The organism is Gallaecimonas mangrovi (genome assembly GCF_003367375.1).
In the GTDB taxonomy this organism is placed as follows: domain Bacteria; phylum Pseudomonadota; class Gammaproteobacteria; order Enterobacterales; family Gallaecimonadaceae; genus Gallaecimonas; species Gallaecimonas mangrovi.
On sequence record NZ_CP031416.1, the window covers coordinates 3387370 to 3404414 of the forward strand.

Consider the following 17045-nt stretch of genomic DNA (forward strand, 5'->3'; position numbering starts at 1 on the left):
GGCATACTCAGCGCAGAAAAAACGCCCCAGTGTACCCAATGCGCTTTCACAGAATAAATAGCCGGCCGCAACTTTAGGCCTTGCCCGCCTGGCGGCCGCAAGCCTGGCCGGTTATGGCAAAACCACCTAAACCCAAGCTAAAACCGCGCGGCCCGCAACAGGCCAGGCCTTGAACAATAAAGCGGGCACTGTCATCGTAAAACGTCACCGAAGCATTTCATTTTCACGTTATCAATTTCGGAGAATACGATGTCGCATCAAGCAATTAAGGCCGGCAATGTTGCCGTTGTTACCGGTGGCGCCAGCGGTATTGGTTTAGCTGCCGCCAAGGGTTTTGCCCAAGCAGGGATGAAAGTGGCCATTGTCGATTTAGCGGGTGAAGCTCTCGACGCTGCCGTTGCCGCCATTCACGCCAAGCCCGGGCAAGTACAAGCGATTGCTACCGACGTTAGCGACCGCGCCGCTGTTATTGCCGCCAAAGCACAAGCCGAAAAGCTTGGAACCATTTCGCTAGTAATGTCTAACGCCGGCCGCGAAGGCGGTGGCGACCTTTTTGCGCCAGAAGAAAATTGGCGCCGCACCTTAGATACCAACCTCTGGGGCGCCATTAACGTCACACAGGTCTTTTTGCCCGACCTGATTGCCAGCCAGGAGCCGGGCGCCATTATTTATACCGGTTCAAAGCAAGGCATAACCCTGCCGCCAGGCGACACCGCTTACAACGTGTCCAAGGCCGCGCTTCGCGCCCTGGCCGAGTCGGTAAGCCATAAACTGGTCAGTGAAACCGGCAAACGGGTTAGTGCGCATTTACTGATCCCCGGTTTTACCTACACCGGCTTTACCAAAGCCAAGGGTGTAAAGGAAAAGCCAGCCGGCGCCTGGACACCCGAGCAAGTGACCGACTTTATGTTCAAAGGCATCAACAATGGCGACTTCTATCTGTTGTGCCCCGACAACGAGGTGGACAGGGCAACCGACCTAAAACGCATTTATTGGGGGCTTGGCGATATTCTGGAAAATCGCCCGGCGCTCTCTCGCTGGCACCCCGAGCACAGTGAGGCGTTCACGCAGTACATGAAAAAGGCGGATTAACCACCTCGCCCGGCAGCAGGCCGCTGGCTAGCGCAGCGCCTGTTCTTGTTCGGCGATTTGCCAAAGCCGGTCTTTTTCATCCAGGGCGTCGTCTTTTTCGGCGCGCTCGGTATCGCGCTTTTCTTTAATGCGCTCATAGGCGGCTTTCATCGACGGGCAACTAGGCCCAGGCGGCAGCGCCGCCACGTCTTTTTTCAGCGCTTTAATCATGTCGATAACATGCTGGCGATGCAGGTATTCGTGCTGTTTGATGTGCTGAAAAAACGCCTGCCAGCGCGGCGCTAAATCGCGGGGGACATTCTGCCAGTCAGGCAAACTGATGGTGACCTTCAGGGTGACCTGCATGGCGCTTATCCAGCAGTATTGGTCGTTACTGGCAAAAGCCAGTTTGTATGCACCTTGCCATTGGGTCTGCGCCCAAGCTTTATTGCCCTTGCCAGGCCGGTTACGTACCACCTCAATCAGCTGCGGCCAACTGTCGGTTTTAATGGCGTAATACTGCACCTGCTCGCGAAAATGCACGTCAGGGTCATAAAAAGGCGCGGCAGCAAGAAACCATAATGCCAGCATCGGTTGCGCTCTTTTAGGGTAATGAAATAACCATAACAGCTAACAAAAAGGCCGCAAATGCGGCCTTTTTAACTGCGCTTGGCGCTATTTAAGTTGGGCGGCATGAAAGCGCAGGTGCGCTTCGATAAAGCTGGCCACAAAAAAATAGGAATGGTCATAACCGGCCTGGCGATGAAGCGCCAACTCAGAGCCGCTACGCTTGGCTGCGTCTTCCAGCGACGTCACCAATAACTGCTCTTCTAAAAAGTTGTCGCTAAGGCCCACATCCACTCGGATCGGCCACGGCGCCTTGGCGTCACCCAGCAAGGTAGCGGCGTCATAGGATGCCCAGTTGGCAGTGTCATCACCCAAGTAGGCGCTAAAAGCCTTTTTACCCCAGGGGCAAGCCATGGGATGACAAATGGGTGAAAACGCCGACACCGACCCATAAAAGCCGCGGTTACGCAGCGCCAGCACCAGTGCACCATGGCCGCCCATGGAGTGGCCACTAATACCGCGCCGCTCGCCAAGGCCCAGCGCCTCAACCAAGGGCGGCAGCTCTTTAACCACGTAGTCGTCCATGCGGTAGTGCTCGGCCCAGGGCGCTTGGGTGGCATTGACATAAAAACCGGCCCCTTGGCCCAAGTCGTAACCGTCGTCGTTAGCCACCGCCTCGCCGCGCGGGCTGGTGTCGGGGGCAACAATGGCAAGCCCAAGCTCCGCCGCTGCCCGCTGGGCACCGGCTTTTTGCACAAAGTTTTCGTCGCTGCAGGTCAGCCCCGACAACCAGTAAAGCACCGGCGTGTCGCGGTTAAACCCCGGCGGCAGAAACACCGACAAGGTCATGTTGCAGCCAAGCACCGAAGAGTGATGCTGATAGCGGCGCTGCTCGCCGCCAAAGCAAAGGTGGCTATCAATCAGTTCCATGTTGGCTCCTTAAAAATGGATAACGGAACGAATGCTCTTACCTTCGTGCATCAAATCAAAGGCTTTGTTGATGTCTTCCAGGCCCATGGTGTGGGTGATGAAGTCATCCATGGGGATCTCCCCTTTCAGGTATTGCTCAACCAGCCCCGGCAATTGGCTGCGGCCTTTAACGCCACCGAAGGCGCTACCGCGCCATACGCGGCCAGTAACCAGTTGGAAAGGACGGGTACGAATTTCCTGGCCAGCACCCGCCACACCAATGATGATGGACTCGCCCCAGCCCTTGTGGCAGCACTCAAGGGCGCTGCGCATCACGTCAACATTACCAATACATTCAAAGGAATAATCAACGCCGCCGTCGGTCAGCTCCACAATCACTTGCTGGATGGGGTCACTGTAATCTTTGGGGTTAATGCAGTCGGTGGCACCAAGCTTTTTGGCCATCTCGAATTTTTCGGGGTTTAAATCAATGCCGATAATGCGCCCGGCGCCAGCCATTTTGGCGCCAATAATGGCGCTAAGGCCAATACCGCCCAGCCCGAAAATCGCCACGGTATCACCCGGCTGCACCTTGGCGGTATTAAGCACAGCGCCAATGCCGGTGGTAACGCCGCAGCCCAGCAAACACACTTTGTCCAAAGGCGCTTCTTTGCTGATAACGGCTACCGAGATCTCTGGCAGCACCGTGTATTCACTAAAAGTGCTGGTGCCCATGTAATGGAAAATAGGCTTGCCATCGAGGCTAAAACGGCTGCTGCCGTCGGGCATCAAGCCCTGGCCCTGGGTGGCGCGCACCGCGCTACAAAGGTTGGTTTTACCCGACAGGCAGAACTTACACTTGCCACACTCGGCGGTGTAAAGGGGAATAACGTGGTCGCCCACTTTCACCGAGCTAACGCCCGGGCCTACCGCTTCCACAACCCCAGCGCCTTCGTGGCCCAAAATGGCCGGGAAGATCCCTTCAGGATCAGCGCCAGACAAGGTAAAGGCATCGGTATGGCAAACACCGGTGGCCACCAAGCGCACCAGCACCTCGCCTGCTTTGGGCGGTGCCACATCAACGGTCACCAACTCCAAAGGTTTACCGGCCCCAACGGCCAGCGCAGCACGGGATTTAATCATGGACAACTCCTTATTGGTTTAGGCCATTGTATTGTGGTCTGAGGCTGAGATAATCACCTCAACAACAAAACAGATTTTCTATACAGTAAAGATGAGCAAATTTGACGGCTTAGAAGCCTTAGTGGCAGTGGTAGAGCAGCAAAGCCTGTCTGGTGCGGCCCGCAAGCTTGGGGTGTCGGTGGCCCACATTAGCCGCCAGCTAAAGGCGTTAGAGCAGCGCCTGGGTAGCCAACTGATTAAACGTACCACCCGCCAATTGATGGTGACTGACTCCGGCGAGCTTTACTACCAACATGCTCGCGGTTTGTTAGATGGCTTGGAAAAAGCCGAAGATGCGGTGACAACCCTGGAAGGCACCTTACAAGGAAGGCTGCGCATTACCGCCTCTACCGCCTTTGGTGAGCGCTATGTTGCCCCGGCAGTGATGAGCTTTTTGGCGCAATACCCGGCCCTTAAAATTGACCTTATTCTGACCAACGACAACCTCGACCTGGTTGCCGACAGCATTGACTTGGCCATTCGTTTAGGAAACCTCGAAGACTCCAGCCACATAGCCCACAAGCTGGCGCCAAGAAAGCTCTACATCTGCGCCAGCCCTGGCTATTTTGCCAAGCATGCAGCTCCGCAAACCGCCAGCGAACTTGCCCAGCACAGCTGCCTATTGGGCACCTTGGGTTATTGGGAAAGCCGCCAAGGACCATTACAGCTGGATGCAAGGCTGCGCATTAATTCCGGGCAAGTGCTGCTTGATGCGGCCCTTGATGGCCTAGGCATAGTGCAGCTACCCGACTACTACGTGCAGCCTTACCTTGAAAGCGGCCAGCTTATTGAAGTGCTGGCAAGCCTTAGGCCAAAAGACAGCGCGGTGTGGGCGCTGCACCCGGCAAGATTGGCGCAAACCCCAAGAGTGGCCCGCTTTGTAAGCCACTTAGCAGCGCACCTAAAGGCGCAAGGGTTTGTCTGATGGTTTAGCCAATAGTGGCTGTCAGCGAAGGCCATTGCGCGGTTAAAACACTTGAGTCCGGCAACACAGATCCCGGACAATGCCGACATCACAACTAAGATATTGCAAGGCTCACGTCGTTAATGCGCCTGATGTTGCTTTTACTGGTACTGGCTTTTACCGCCAGCCCCAGCTTTGCCGTAGAAAGTTTTAGTAAAGCCAAACGCTTGGCCACAGAACTTTATAAACAACACCCCGAAACCATCTATTGCGGTTGCCGCATCGATTGGCACGGTAAAAAAGGTGTGCCACAGCTAAACAGTTGCGGCTATCAGGTGCGCAAGCAGCCGCGCCGTGCTAACCGTATTGAATGGGAACATGTCATGCCGGCTTGGGAGTTTGGCCATCAACTGCAGTGCTGGCAAAAAGGTGGCCGCCGCGACTGTAAAAAAGATGGCCGCTTTGAGCGCATGGAAGGTGACTTGCACAACCTGGCGCCCGCCATTGGTGAAGTCAACGGCGACCGTTCCAACTACCACTTTTCGGCCTGGAACCAGCAGCCCAAACAATATGGCGCTTGCACCATGGTGGTGGACTTTAAAGACCGCCGCGCCATGCCGCCCAAACGCGCCCGCGGCGTGATTGCCCGCACCTATTTTTATATGCAAAAACAATACGGCATTCGCCTTTCCCGCCAGCAACAGCAGTTGTTTAAGGCCTGGAACAAGCTCTACCCTGTGGATAGCTGGGAGTGTCGGCGCAACCAAGAAATTAAAACCCTGCAAGGGAACGACAACCCCTTTGTTACCCAGGCTTGCCTGAATATGGCCCGCAAGGAGAAATAATGCGAAACCCGCGCATTTACGAGCCGCAGCCCCTAGCCACCGGCCAAACCCTGCTGCTAAGTGAGGACGGCGCCAACCACGTTGGCCGCGTATTGCGGATGCAAGCAGGCCAGCCACTGCGGCTTTTCAACGGTGATGGCAACGACTACCACGCCGAGATTGTTGAGGCGGGTAAAAAGCAGGTGCAGGTGCGTATTAATAAGGCCGAAGCCTTAGCCAACGAGTCGCCGCTGGCCATTCATTTAGGGCAGGTGATTTCCCGTGGCGAGCGCATGGAGTTTGTGATTCAAAAGGCGGTGGAGCTGGGCGTAACCCAAATCACGCCGCTTTTTTCTGAACGCTGCGGGGTTAAGCTGCAAGGCGACAGGCTGGACAAAAAGGTTGGCCAATGGCAGAAAATTGCCACCAGCGCTTGCGAGCAATGCGGCCGGGCCAAGGTACCAACAGTTAACGAAGTTGCCATCTTAAATGACTGGGTACAGGCCCCCTTTGACGGCCACAGCCTAACCTTAAGCCCCTACGCTAAAGGCGGCATTGCCAGCCTTAGCAAGGCCTCGGCGGCCCGGCTTCTAATAGGCCCGGAAGGTGGCTTTAGCGACGAAGAAGTAGCATTAGCCAGTCAAGCTGGCTTTACCGACGTATTACTGGGCCCCAGGGTATTGCGCACCGAAACTGCGGCCCTGGCTGCCATCAGCGCCCTGCAACTGAGCCTGGGCGATCTGGGATAAGGAGTTAACATGAAAGTCGGCATTGTAATGGACCCCATCGAGGCCATTAACACCAAAAAAGACACCACTTTTGCCATGGCCCTTGAGGCCCAGCGCCGCGGCCACAGCCTGTATTACATGCAAATGCAGGATTTAATGCTCGAAGACGGTGAGCCACTGGCGACGATGACCGCATTTTCCGTCAAAGACGACCCCAAAGATTACTATCAGCTGGCCGAGACAAAAACCGCGCCGCTCAAAGAGCTCGATATTATTCTGATGCGTAAAGATCCGCCCTTTGACACCGAATACATTTACGCCACCTACATTTTGGAGCGGGCCGAAGAACAAGGCGTGAAAGTGGTGAACAAGCCGCAGAGCCTGCGCGACTGCAATGAAAAGCTCTTTACCGCCTGGTTCCCCCAATTTACCCCTACCACCCTGGTTACCCGCTCCAGTGCCCGCCTCAAGGCGTTTCACGCCGAGCACGGCGATGTGATTTTCAAACCCCTCGACGGTATGGGCGGCGCCTCTATTTTTCGCTTAAAACCAGACGAGTCTAACCTTGGGGTGATCATCGAAACCCTGACCGAACACGGCAGCCGCTACTGCATGGCACAAAAATACCTGCCTGCCATCAAAGATGGCGACAAACGGGTGCTGGTGGTGGGTGGCAAACCGGTTGAACACGTGTTGGCTCGCATTCCCCAAGGCGGCGAAACCCGTGGCAATTTGGCGGCGGGTGGCCGCGGTGAAGTGCGCCCCATTAGTGACGCAGAACGCCACATCGCCGAAACCTTAGGGCCGGAATTGATGAAGCGTGGCCTCTACTTTGTCGGTCTTGACGTGATTGGCGACAAGCTCACCGAAATCAACGTCACCTCCCCTACCTGCGTGCGGGAAATTGAAGCCGCTACCGGCATTAATATCTGCGCCCGCCTGTTTGAGGCCCTCGGCGCCTAACGCTAAAAAGGGCGCCTTTGGCGCCCTTTTTTACTCCCAGCCCCAACCACACTCTTGCGGCCTTTGGTGTCAGCTAAAACAGCAGGCAGAACGAGCTGCAAACTGGTTAAGCCTTACCCGTTCAGGCCACTTGTCTTGAAAATGCCGCCCTCTGCGGCCAGTTAACTGTTTACTGCTGGTCGTAAATGGCCATACTTGGGGGAAAGCTCTGACAGGTGCTGCCGATGCGTAGTTTGCAAAACCACTTTTTGATTGCCACACCCACCATGCGGGACCCTTACTTTGCCCGCAGTGTCACCTATTTGTGCGAGCACAATGATGAAGGTGCCATGGGCTTGGTGGTGAATCATCCAGTGAATATCACCGTTACCGACATGCTACGGCAGTTGCAGTTGGTAGAAGATGAAGAGCCGGAGTTATTAAGTGGCCGCTATGTGTTTTCCGGTGGCCCGGTCAATCCCGAACGGGGCTTTGTTATTCACACTCCCAAGCGCGGCTATAACGCCAGCTTGTCGTTGGGCGACAGCCTGATGGTGACCACTTCGGTGGATATTCTCTCGGCCCTTGGCAACGACCACGGCCCCGACAGTTTTATGGTGACCTTAGGTTATGCCGGCTGGGATGCCGGCCAACTTGAACAAGAGCTGGCTGACAATTCCTGGTTACTGGTGCCTGCCGACGACGACTTCGCCCAAGAACTGCTGTTTGACACCCCGGCGTCCAAACGCTGGCAAAAAGCCTGTGAACACCTGGGCTTTGATATCTGGCAATTGTCTAACGATGTAGGTCACGCTTAATGCCAAAAACCGTTATTGCCTTTGACCACGGTGCCAAAAGCATCGGTGTGGCCGTGGGCCAGGATATTACCGGCTCGGCGCAGCCACTGGCCGCCATCAAAGCCGTTGATGGCCAGCCCAACTGGGATATTGTCGCCAAAGTGCTTAAAGAGTGGCAGCCGGATTTATTGGTGGTGGGATTGCCGCTTAACATGGACGGCACCGAGCAAAATACCACGGCTGCCGCCAAGAAATTTGCCGGCCGCTTACATGGCCGTTTTGGCCTTCAGGTCGCCAGCCAAGACGAGCGCCTGACCACCGCCTCAGCCAAAGAATGGCTCTTTGAAAACGGCGGCTATAGCGCTTTGGAAAAAGGCAAAATCGACTCGGTGTCGGCTTGCCTGATTTTAGAGTCGTGGTTTGAAAACCAGTATTAAAAAAGGCGCCACCTGGCGCCTTTTTTAACGCTCTACCGTGACGTTATCTAACGAGGTGGTTTTACCGGTTTCATTTTGGCTGAGCTTTATCATTAGCCGCAGATCGTTGGGCGAGTCGGCATAATGCAGCGCATCGGCGTAACTAATTTCACCCTTGGCGTAGAGCTCAAACAGGCTGCGGTCAAAGGTTATCATGCCTTGCTCGCGTGAGCGCTCCATGGTGTCTTTTAACAGGTGAATTTCCCCTTTGCGAATTTGCTCTGACATCAGTGGCGATTGCAGCAGCACTTCGGTAGCCACCACCCGGCCATTACCGTCGCGCCTTGGCACTAATTGCTGAGCAATAATGGCCCGCAGGTTAAGGCTCATATCAAACAAAAACTGCCCATGTTTTTCCTTGGGCACCAAATGCAGCACCCGCTCCAGGGCTTGGTTGGCATTGTTGGCATGCAAGGTGGCCATACACAAATGGCCGGTCTCGGCAAAGGCCAGGGCAAATTCCATGGTTTCCTGGCTACGAATTTCCCCCAGTAAAATTACGTCGGGGGCTTGGCGCAGGCTGTTTTTCAGCGCCACATCGAAAGACTCGCAATCAATGCCCACTTCCCGCTGGGTAATGATGCTGCGCTTGTGTTCGTGTACAAATTCAATGGGATCTTCAATGGTAACGATGTGGCCGCGGCTATTTTCATTGCGATAGCCCACCATGGCCGCCAGGGTGGTGGACTTACCGGTACCGGTGGCACCAACCATCAACACCAGGCCGCGTTTGGTCATAACGATATCTTTTAAAATCGGTGGCAGTTCCAATTCGTCAATAGTGGGAATTTGGGTTTGAATGCGCCGCAGCACCATGCCAGCAGCGTCACGCTGGGTAAAAGCCGACACCCGAAAACGGCCAATACCGCGCACCGAAATGGCAAAGTTAGCGTCTTTATGTTCTTGAAATTCTTTAAGCTGGCGCTCATTCATCACGCTTTCCACCAAGGCTTTGGCCTCAGCAAACGCCAGCCGCTGTTCGCTAACCGGGCGGATGTCGCCGTTGACCTTCAAGCACGGCGGCAGCCCCGAGGTAATAAATAAGTCCGAGGCGCTAAGCTCGCTCATGCGTTGCAGCAGACTTTTCATGTCCATGGGACACGGCTCCTTTAGAAGGCGTTTTTGTCCACCGCCTTGGCACGGGCATCAAGGCGATTAATTTGGTTACGGTTAACCAGCTCTTTTAAGCATTGATCCAGGGTTTGCATACCGTGGCTCATGCCGGTTTGAATGGCTGAATACATCTGCGCCACCTTATCTTCGCGGATAAGGTTACGAATGGCGGGGGTGCCAATCATGATTTCGTGCGCCGCCACCCGGCCACCGCCGTTTTTCTTTAACAGGGTTTGCGAAATAACGGCTTGCAAGGACTCAGACAGCATGGAGCGCACCATGGATTTCTCCCCAGCCGGGAACACGTCGATGATACGGTCAATGGTTTTGGCGGCGCTGCTGGTGTGCAAGGTACCAAACACCAAATGGCCGGTTTCGGCCGCCGTGAGCGCCAAGCGAATGGTTTCTAAGTCACGCAATTCCCCAACCAGCACCACATCCGGGTCTTCACGTAGCGCTGAGCGCAGCGCGTTAGAAAAGCTGTGGGTGTCGCGATGCACTTCCCGCTGGTTAATCAGGCACTTTTTGTTTTCGTGTACAAATTCGATGGGATCTTCAATGGTGAGAATGTGGTCGTGCCGGTTGTCATTCACATAATCAATCATCGCCGCCAGGGTGGTGGATTTACCGGAGCCGGTGGGGCCGGTGACCAGCACCAAGCCACGAGGCTTGGTAACGATGTCTTTAAAAATGGCGGGCGCGCCTAAATCATCCAGGGTAAGCACCTTTGACGGGATGGTCCGAAACACTGCCGCCGCGCCGCGGTTCTGGTTGTAGGCATTAACACGAAACCGCGCCACTCCGGGCACTTCGAAGGAAAAGTCCACTTCCAGGTTTTCTTCGTATTCCTTACGCTGCTTATCATTCATGATGTCGTAGATAAGCGAATGCACTTCTTTGTGCTCAAGGGCGGGTAGATTGATACGGCGCACGTCGCCGTCAACCCTAATCATCGGCGGTACACCCGCAGAAATATGCAAGTCGGAGGCATTATGCTTGACGCTGAATGCCAGGAGTTCGGTAATATCCATGTTCTTGTTATCACTCTTGACTGCGGGCCAACATGACAACCATAGCAGAACGCTTAGAGGGCGCTTACGCCCACATTGCTAAAGCCGCCAAGGTTGCAGGCCGTGACCCAAAAACCATTACCTTACTCTCGGTCAGCAAACGAAAACCCCTTGCGGATATCGTTGCTGCACTGGAGTGCGGCCAGCACGCCTTCGGTGAAAACTACGTGCAAGAAGGCGTAGACAAAATTCAAACCCTAGCTGCCCAGTTCCCACAGTTTCAGCCCCAGTGGCACCTTATTGGCCCTCTGCAATCTAATAAAACGGCCGTGGTTGCTGAGCACTTTGACTGGGTGCAAAGCCTTGATCGCGCCAAAATAGCCAAGCGCCTTAATGAGCAAAGGCCAGCTCACCTTAAACCCATCCAAATTTGCATACAAGTAAACATCAGCGGTGAAGAAAGTAAGTCTGGTGTTAAGCCCGATGAGGTATTGTCATTGGCACAAACCGTGGCGCAAATGGACAATTTAACCCTGCGCGGGCTGATGGCAATTGGCTCTACAGACGCCACGCCAGCGGTGCAGCAAAGCGAGTTTCAGGCCATGAAAAAGCTGTTTGATACGCTAAAAAGCCAGCACCCGCAGCTAGACACTTTGTCGATGGGGATGAGCGGCGACCTGGAAATCGCTATCATGGAGGGCACCACTATGGTTCGCCTGGGTACTGCCATCTTCGGTGCCCGCACTAACTAACAAGGTTGAACATGGAACAAAAGCACATTGCATTTATCGGCGCGGGCAACATGGCTGGCGCTATTATGGGCGGCCTTATCGCCTCCGGTTACCCCAAAACACAGGTAACGGCGTCTAACCGCTCGCAAGGTAAATTAGACACCTTGGCTTCAGAGTTAGGCATCAACACCACTACCGACAATATCAAAGCCGCCGAAGCGGCAGATGTGGTGGTACTGGGGGTAAAACCCTACATGATGGAAGACGTGGTAAAGCAGCTGGCCCACCTTAACGACGGCAAACGCCTTTTTATTTCCATTGCTGCCGGCGTTACCGTTGAGCACTTTGAAAGCTGGTTTGGCAAAGCCGTACCATTGGTGCGCACCATGCCCAATACACCGTCACTGGTTGGCCTTGGCATGACCGGCCTTTACGCCTCAGACAGTACCACCAAAGACGACAAAGCCGTGGCCGACATGTTAATGCGCGCTGTAGGTAAAACCGCCTGGGTGAAAACCGAAGCCGAGCTTGACCACATTATTGCCGCCGCTGGCTCTGCCCCGGCCTACTTCTTTTTGTTTATGGAAGCGATGGAAACCAAAGCCATTGAACTGGGTTTTGACGCTGCCACCGCCCGTGAGCTGGTACAGCAAACCGCCAGTGGCGCCGCCGAAATGGTTCGCCGCCGCGAGATGCCCATTCGCGAACTGCGCCGCCAGGTAACCTCACCGGGTGGTACCACGGCCAAAGCGATAGAATCCTTTCAGGCCGCCGGCCTTGAAACCATTGTTGCCAACGCCATGGACGCCGCCATAGAGCGAGCCCGTGAAATGGCCAAGGAGCTTTAATGAGCAACGCCTTTGTTTTCCTCTTTAAAACCCTGTTTGAGCTCTACATCATGGTGGTGCTACTGCGGGTGTGGCTGCAATGGGCCAAGGTGGAGTTCTACAACCCCTTTAGCCAGTTTGTGGTGAAGGTAACCCAGCCGATTGTTGGGCCGCTGCGCAAGGTGATACCGGCCATCGGCCCCATCGACACCGCCTCGGTGTTGGTGGCGCTGGTGCTCTCTGGCATAGAATTGGTGGTTATTAACCTCATTGCCGGCGGCGGCATTCCGCCGGTGTTGGCCATCGTATTCTCGGCGCCCTTACTGCTGCTGAGCACCATTTTCCAACTGCTGATTTACGTGGTGTTTGCCAGTGCCATTCTCAGCTGGGTGGTACAGGGTTATCACCCGGTAGGTAATGCGCTAAACAGCTTGGTTGACCCGCTACTGCGCCCCATTCGCCGTATTATTCCGGTGATTGGTGGCCTGGATCTGTCGCCAATGGTGCTGCTGCTGGTTATCTACTTTATTCGGATCCTTCTGCAGGATCTGCTCGGCAGCTTCTAATGGTGGCGTTTGAGTGGCAGGGCCAAGATTTGGTCCTGCAACTTTATGTGCAACCTAAAGCCAGCCGTGACGGCTTTTGTGGCCTGCACGGCGATGAGCTCAAACTGGCCATTACCGCGCCGCCGACCGACGGCAAAGCCAACGAACACATTCGTAAATACCTCGCTAAACAGTGCCGTATTGCCAAAAGCCAGGTCGAGATTGAAAAGGGTGAACTGAGCCGCCATAAAAAGGTGCGGCTCAAAGGGCCGTTTACGCCGCCAAGCCAATGGCAATGGCTCAGCACCCAGGCCACAGCCAGTGAGTATTGATGTGCTATAGTAGCGCGCGAATTTTCTGGAGGTGCCATGAGCAAGATAGTACTGGCGACCGGCAATGCCGGTAAGGTGCGTGAATTGGACGCCATGTTGGCGCCGTTAAAACTGCACGTTGTTGCCCAAAGCGAATTCGATGTTCCCGAGGTACCCGAAACCGGTACCACCTTCGTGGAAAACGCCATCATTAAAGCCCGCCACGCGGCCCGCATCACCGGCCTGCCAGCCATTGCTGACGACTCAGGCCTGGTGGTTGATGCCCTGGCCGGAGCGCCGGGTATTTATTCCGCCCGCTATAGCGGCGAAGACGCCACCGACGCCAAAAACATCACCAAGCTTATGGCAGAGCTCAGCGGTGTGCCGAAAGATGCCCGCAGCGCCCGTTTTGTTTGTTGCTTGGTGTTTTTACGCCACGCTGACGACCCTACCCCCATTATTTGCCAAGGCGCCTGGGAAGGACGTATTGCCCTAGAGGCACAGGGTGAAGGTGGCTTCGGGTACGACCCGGTATTTGTGGTACCCAGCTTGGGTAAAACCGCCGCCGAGCTCAGCAAAGCAGAAAAAAACGCCGTTAGCCACCGCGGCCAGGCGCTGAAAGCGTTAATCGCCCAGCTGGGGGAATAAGGTGCCACTGCCGCCACTTTCGCTGTACATCCACATCCCTTGGTGCGTGGAAAAGTGCCCTTATTGCGACTTTAACTCCCATGCGATTAAGGGCGCCATTCCCGAGGCCGAGTACGTCGAGGCCTTGCTGGCCGACCTTGAAGCCGACTTACCCCTGACAGGTGGCCGCCCCCTTGGCAGCATTTTTATTGGCGGCGGCACTCCTAGTGTGTTTTCAACGGCGGCTATTGCTCGCTTGCTTGCGGGCGTTAAAGCCCGGATCGCATTTGCGGATGATATTGAAATCACCCTGGAGGCCAACCCTGGCACGGTTGAGGCGGACAAGTTTAAAGGCTTTGCCGAAGGTGGCGTTAATCGCCTGTCGATTGGCGTACAAAGTTTGCAGCAAGAAAAGCTTAACCTGCTGGGCCGCATTCATGGCCCAAGCGAAGCCCTACGCGCAGCGGCGCTGGCCGCCGATTGCGGGGTAAAAAGCTTTAACCTTGATTTGATGCATGGCCTACCCAATCAGCGCCAAGAAGATGCCCTTGATGACCTTAAACAGGCCATTGCCTGTAACCCTGCCCACCTGTCTTGGTACCAGCTGACCATAGAGCCCAATACCCTTTTTGCCAGCAAGCCGCCGGTACTGCCCGACGACGATACGTTGTGGGCCATTCAAGAGGCCGGCCACGAGCTGCTGCTGGCAGCCGGTTACCGCCAATACGAAATATCGGCTTATGCCAAACCCGGCTTTGAAGCGCGCCATAACCTTAATTACTGGCGCTTTGGTGACTACCTCGGCATTGGTTGCGGTGCCCACGGCAAACTGACTCAAACCGATGGCCACATTTTACGTACCGTGAAAGTGCGCCACCCCAAAGGCTATTTAGAGCCAGGCCGCCGTTTTATGGACCAGCAAATAACCGTGGAGCAAAGCGACCTGCCGTTTGAGTTTTTTATGAACCGGCTGCGGCTTTTTGAAGATGTACCCAAAGCAGACTTTGTTGAACGCACCGGGCTGGCATTGGCAGAGGCCGAAAGTCAGCTGCGTGATGCCAAGGCCAAAGGCATGATTAGCGACACCCACAGTCACTGGCAGGTAACGGAACAAGGTCACCGCTATTTAAATCAACTATTGGCATCTTTTCTTTGACATAAAACCAACATTTTTTGTCAGCACGCAAGGCTGACTTTAGGTCGGCCCAAAAAACGCTTTGCATTAACGGCCGAATTAAATAAGCTCTTAATGGAAGATAAACAAAACAAGGAGAGCGTTATGCCAGGTTCTGGCCAAGACGGTGATACCGATAAGAAAGATTCGGACACCTCGAACAATAATAAAAGCAACTGACAAAAGGTTAGTTAGATGCACCCAAACTCAGTGATAGAGCTAGTCAATAGCTTTGCACTGGTGATTATTGGAGCCGCTTGGATTCTTTCTAAAGATTCCAAGCGGCTCGTATCGTTGATAATTGCAAATTATCTTATCTGGTATGCAATGGAGTTTAGTTTGACCCATTTTAAAGGGTCTATACATGTATACTCTATTGGCGATTCCTATTATCTACTTCAAGCTTTAAGAGAAGTCATTATTTTGGCCTTCTTACTTGATGCTTGGTTTCTTAATAAAGCAAGACCTGCTTGGTGTAAGGCCTACCTAATTGTTATCAGTGTATCAATAACACTCAATGTTATTATGGCAATCGATGCTTCCACTGAAGTAGGCCATATCATTGCAGGCAAAAATGGTTTTCGTTTTATTCACTACCAAGTAAATAGGTGGATTCCTTTCGCTGAAATAATTATTGCCTGGGGGAGCAGCAACAATGCTATTAGCCGCTTTTTTAGCCGCTGGCGCAAACCCAAGCCTGAGACTCCCCCCCCACTGTAGCGCCTCTGTTACAGGGTATTGTTGATCTCATCGAGCCGCTGTTCGACACTAGGCGTTACAGCAAACAGAGACTCGGTTATGGCAGATTTTTTTAACGGCGATTATCTTAATATTTTAGCAGTGACAATGGTGCTGCTGGCCGCCGTAACCGCCCGAAAAGAAAGACGTTTACCCCTTACCATCCTGGCCAACTACGCGGCCTATGGCTTGTTGGTGTTGCTGTCAAAAGACTACGAACACAACCACTTGTTTGGTGACGACACCGTTTTTGGCCTTTGGTACCTCGTCAACGCCCTTCGCGAGCTGATCATTTTGGCCTTCGTCTTTGAGGGCATTATGAAGGCGCAGCAAGGCCGCACTCCCTTTTGGCTTTATACCTTGGTGTTGATGGTGTCGTTATCCGCCAGCTTGCTGTTGGCCCTTTCCGACCTTACCGGTAAGCAATACCTTTGGAATATCCACATACAGGCCATTTATTTGATTCCGTTTGCTGAAATATTGCTGGCTTGGTGGGGTAGCGACAACCCGCTACACCGGCGCTATAGCACCCGGCAAAAGCAGCAGGATGTTCAACAGGTTGAAGCCTAAAAAAACGCCGCATTAAGCGGCGTTTTTTTATTGTTCAATAATCTCAACCCAGTGACTAAAGTCGTCTTTAAATTGGTTGTCTTGCTTATCTAGCACCAGCAATTGCCCACAAAGTGCATTGGCCTTTTTTTCTATGCCTTTACCCTTTTGGTTGGCAACCGCTTCAATTCGGTCGGCTTTGGCTTGAATATTATCGGCCCAGTTTTGAACATTCTCTTCAAAGCTGCCATTACCATTGCTGATGGCATCGCCAAGCTGGCTAAAGACATTGCCCATGGATTTTTGTACTGCCTTATTAATGCTGGCTTCGAAGTCTTTACCAAGAAAGTCATCACTGTCTTGGTCCCAACTGCCAGCACCGATATACCAGGTACCGTCTTCGTTATGTAACTTGGTCTGCAATTTGGCTTTCGCTTGCGCTAAACCGGCGCTAACGTCTTTGGCGCTATCTTCGCCCAGTACGTCGGTTAGCACGCCGGTGGTAATTTCTGAGGCCAAATCAATGGCCTCAACCCCAAGCTCGGCGGCGCTTTTAGCGCTGTCTCTAAGCCCTTGGTTAAAATCGTTCAGCTGCTGGCGCTGTTTAGCCGTTAGTGGTTGCGACTGGCCGTCAATCAACAATGTTCCACCTTGGTACTGCATCAAGGTTTTACCTGCATCGGCAACGGTAAAGCCGTTTTTTGCCACTTTCAGGTCATGGGGCAGGCTCATCTCGCATTTTTCATCGAGGTTAAGATGCATATCCTTGGCCTGCACCAATGGTGCGACCAGCACAAGCGATAAAAGTGGAATTAGCGTCTTCATCAGAAGCTCCTTGGCTGATTATGACAAGACATAATCAAAGTGCATGCCAATAAGAAAAGCGCAGATGAATCAAAGAGATAAAAATAAGCGTAATAGCCCCATTAGCGATATTCACCAGCTTTTGGCGAATATCGCGGCGCGGTAAAAGGCCAGGGTTCAAGGGAAGCGGCGATAAAAAAAGCGCAACTACAGAGC

At 53.7% G+C, this 17045-nt stretch carries 22 protein-coding genes; 15 read left to right on the forward strand and 7 right to left on the reverse strand.

The features are described 5' to 3' along the window. Positions 1–73: 73 nt before the first annotated feature. Positions 74–208 carry a hypothetical protein gene (locus DW350_RS19710; RefSeq protein ID WP_264296810.1) on the reverse strand — a complete coding sequence of 45 codons (135 nt, stop codon included), beginning with the start codon at positions 206–208 and terminating at the stop codon, positions 74–76. A gap of 41 nt (positions 209–249) precedes the next feature. Between DW350_RS19710 and DW350_RS16035 the strand changes: the two genes are divergently transcribed. Next, complete coding sequence (locus DW350_RS16035; protein ID WP_115719906.1) at positions 250–1092, forward strand: SDR family NAD(P)-dependent oxidoreductase; 843 nt, start codon at positions 250–252, stop codon at positions 1090–1092. A 27-nt stretch (positions 1093–1119) separates the two neighbouring features. On the opposite strand, the gene DW350_RS16040 is transcribed toward DW350_RS16035, so the two are convergent. The 3 genes from DW350_RS16040 to DW350_RS16050 all read right to left on the reverse strand — a co-directional run bounded on the left by DW350_RS16040 (position 1120) and on the right by DW350_RS16050 (position 3696). Next, entirely contained in the window at positions 1120–1662 is a 543-nt protein-coding gene (locus tag DW350_RS16040) for a DUF922 domain-containing protein (protein ID WP_115719907.1), read from the reverse strand. Between the two features lie 84 nt (positions 1663–1746). Beyond that, a complete protein-coding gene (gene fghA / locus DW350_RS16045) occupies positions 1747–2568 on the reverse strand; it encodes an S-formylglutathione hydrolase (RefSeq protein ID WP_115719908.1) in 822 nt (273 codons plus the stop codon). 9 nt (positions 2569–2577) lie between these two features. Continuing rightward, entirely contained in the window at positions 2578–3696 is a 1119-nt protein-coding gene (locus DW350_RS16050; protein ID WP_442899778.1) for an S-(hydroxymethyl)glutathione dehydrogenase/class III alcohol dehydrogenase, read from the reverse strand. 85 nt (positions 3697–3781) lie between these two features. Here DW350_RS16050 and DW350_RS16055 point away from each other — a divergent pair, with 85 nt between their 5' ends. From DW350_RS16055 to ruvX, 6 genes are all read left to right on the forward strand, one after another. Then, complete coding sequence (locus DW350_RS16055; RefSeq protein WP_115719910.1) at positions 3782–4654, forward strand: LysR substrate-binding domain-containing protein; 873 nt, start codon at positions 3782–3784, stop codon at positions 4652–4654. A gap of 131 nt (positions 4655–4785) precedes the next feature. Further along, positions 4786–5478 carry an endonuclease gene (locus DW350_RS16060; protein WP_226911452.1) on the forward strand — a complete coding sequence of 231 codons (693 nt, stop codon included), beginning with the start codon at positions 4786–4788 and terminating at the stop codon, positions 5476–5478. Continuing rightward, positions 5478–6206 carry a 16S rRNA (uracil(1498)-N(3))-methyltransferase gene (rsmE, locus tag DW350_RS16065; RefSeq protein ID WP_115719912.1) on the forward strand — a complete coding sequence of 243 codons (729 nt, stop codon included), beginning with the start codon at positions 5478–5480 and terminating at the stop codon, positions 6204–6206. Before DW350_RS16060 ends, rsmE begins: the two co-directional genes overlap by 1 nt. 9 nt (positions 6207–6215) lie before the next feature. Then, positions 6216–7148, forward strand: coding sequence for a glutathione synthase (gene gshB / locus DW350_RS16070; protein ID WP_115719913.1), 933 nt, complete (start codon positions 6216–6218; stop codon positions 7146–7148). A 224-nt stretch (positions 7149–7372) separates the two neighbouring features. Further along, entirely contained in the window at positions 7373–7945 is a 573-nt protein-coding gene (locus tag DW350_RS16075) for a YqgE/AlgH family protein (protein WP_115719914.1), read from the forward strand. Further along, positions 7945–8361: a Holliday junction resolvase RuvX gene (gene ruvX, locus DW350_RS16080; protein ID WP_115719915.1), complete on the forward strand. Its 417-nt coding sequence runs from the start codon at positions 7945–7947 to the stop codon at positions 8359–8361. The genes DW350_RS16075 and ruvX overlap by 1 nt, the downstream gene beginning before the upstream one ends. Before the next feature lie 24 nt (positions 8362–8385). On the opposite strand, the gene DW350_RS16085 is transcribed toward ruvX, so the two are convergent. Beyond that, positions 8386–9495, reverse strand: a complete 1110-nt coding sequence (locus DW350_RS16085) for a PilT/PilU family type 4a pilus ATPase (protein WP_115719916.1) — start codon at positions 9493–9495, stop codon at positions 8386–8388. A 14-nt stretch (positions 9496–9509) separates the two neighbouring features. Further along, on the reverse strand, positions 9510–10544 hold the full coding sequence (locus DW350_RS16090; protein ID WP_115719917.1) for a type IV pilus twitching motility protein PilT: 1035 nt from the start codon (positions 10542–10544) through the stop codon (positions 9510–9512). Between the two features lie 32 nt (positions 10545–10576). Between DW350_RS16090 and DW350_RS16095 the strand changes: the two genes are divergently transcribed. From DW350_RS16095 to DW350_RS16130, 8 genes are all read left to right on the forward strand, one after another. Beyond that, on the forward strand, positions 10577–11275 hold the full coding sequence (locus DW350_RS16095) for a YggS family pyridoxal phosphate-dependent enzyme (RefSeq protein WP_115719918.1): 699 nt from the start codon (positions 10577–10579) through the stop codon (positions 11273–11275). A gap of 11 nt (positions 11276–11286) precedes the next feature. After that, complete coding sequence (gene proC / locus DW350_RS16100) at positions 11287–12102, forward strand: pyrroline-5-carboxylate reductase (RefSeq protein ID WP_115719919.1); 816 nt, start codon at positions 11287–11289, stop codon at positions 12100–12102. After that, positions 12102–12647 (forward strand): YggT family protein, encoded by a 546-nt coding sequence (locus tag DW350_RS16105; protein WP_115719920.1) that lies wholly within the window; start codon positions 12102–12104, stop codon positions 12645–12647. Before proC ends, DW350_RS16105 begins: the two co-directional genes overlap by 1 nt. Next, on the forward strand, positions 12647–12958 hold the full coding sequence (locus DW350_RS16110) for a DUF167 family protein (protein ID WP_115719921.1): 312 nt from the start codon (positions 12647–12649) through the stop codon (positions 12956–12958). The genes DW350_RS16105 and DW350_RS16110 overlap by 1 nt, the downstream gene beginning before the upstream one ends. A 36-nt stretch (positions 12959–12994) precedes the next feature. After that, positions 12995–13585: an XTP/dITP diphosphatase gene (locus DW350_RS16115; RefSeq protein ID WP_115719922.1), complete on the forward strand. Its 591-nt coding sequence runs from the start codon at positions 12995–12997 to the stop codon at positions 13583–13585. Positions 13586–13592: 7 nt separating this feature from the next. Next, positions 13593–14720, forward strand: a complete 1128-nt coding sequence (gene hemW, locus DW350_RS16120) for a radical SAM family heme chaperone HemW (protein ID WP_115720667.1) — start codon at positions 13593–13595, stop codon at positions 14718–14720. A gap of 228 nt (positions 14721–14948) precedes the next feature. Then, the gene (locus tag DW350_RS16125; RefSeq protein WP_226911340.1) at positions 14949–15458 is read left to right on the forward strand and encodes a hypothetical protein; all 510 of its coding nucleotides are present in this window, start codon (positions 14949–14951) and stop codon (positions 15456–15458) included. Positions 15459–15536: 78 nt separating this feature from the next. Next, the gene (locus DW350_RS16130) at positions 15537–16046 is read left to right on the forward strand and encodes a hypothetical protein (protein WP_115719924.1); all 510 of its coding nucleotides are present in this window, start codon (positions 15537–15539) and stop codon (positions 16044–16046) included. 27 nt (positions 16047–16073) lie between these two features. On the opposite strand, the gene DW350_RS16135 is transcribed toward DW350_RS16130, so the two are convergent. After that, positions 16074–16850, reverse strand: a complete 777-nt coding sequence (locus DW350_RS16135; protein ID WP_115719925.1) for a DUF2884 family protein — start codon at positions 16848–16850, stop codon at positions 16074–16076. Positions 16851–17045 lie beyond the last annotated feature (195 nt).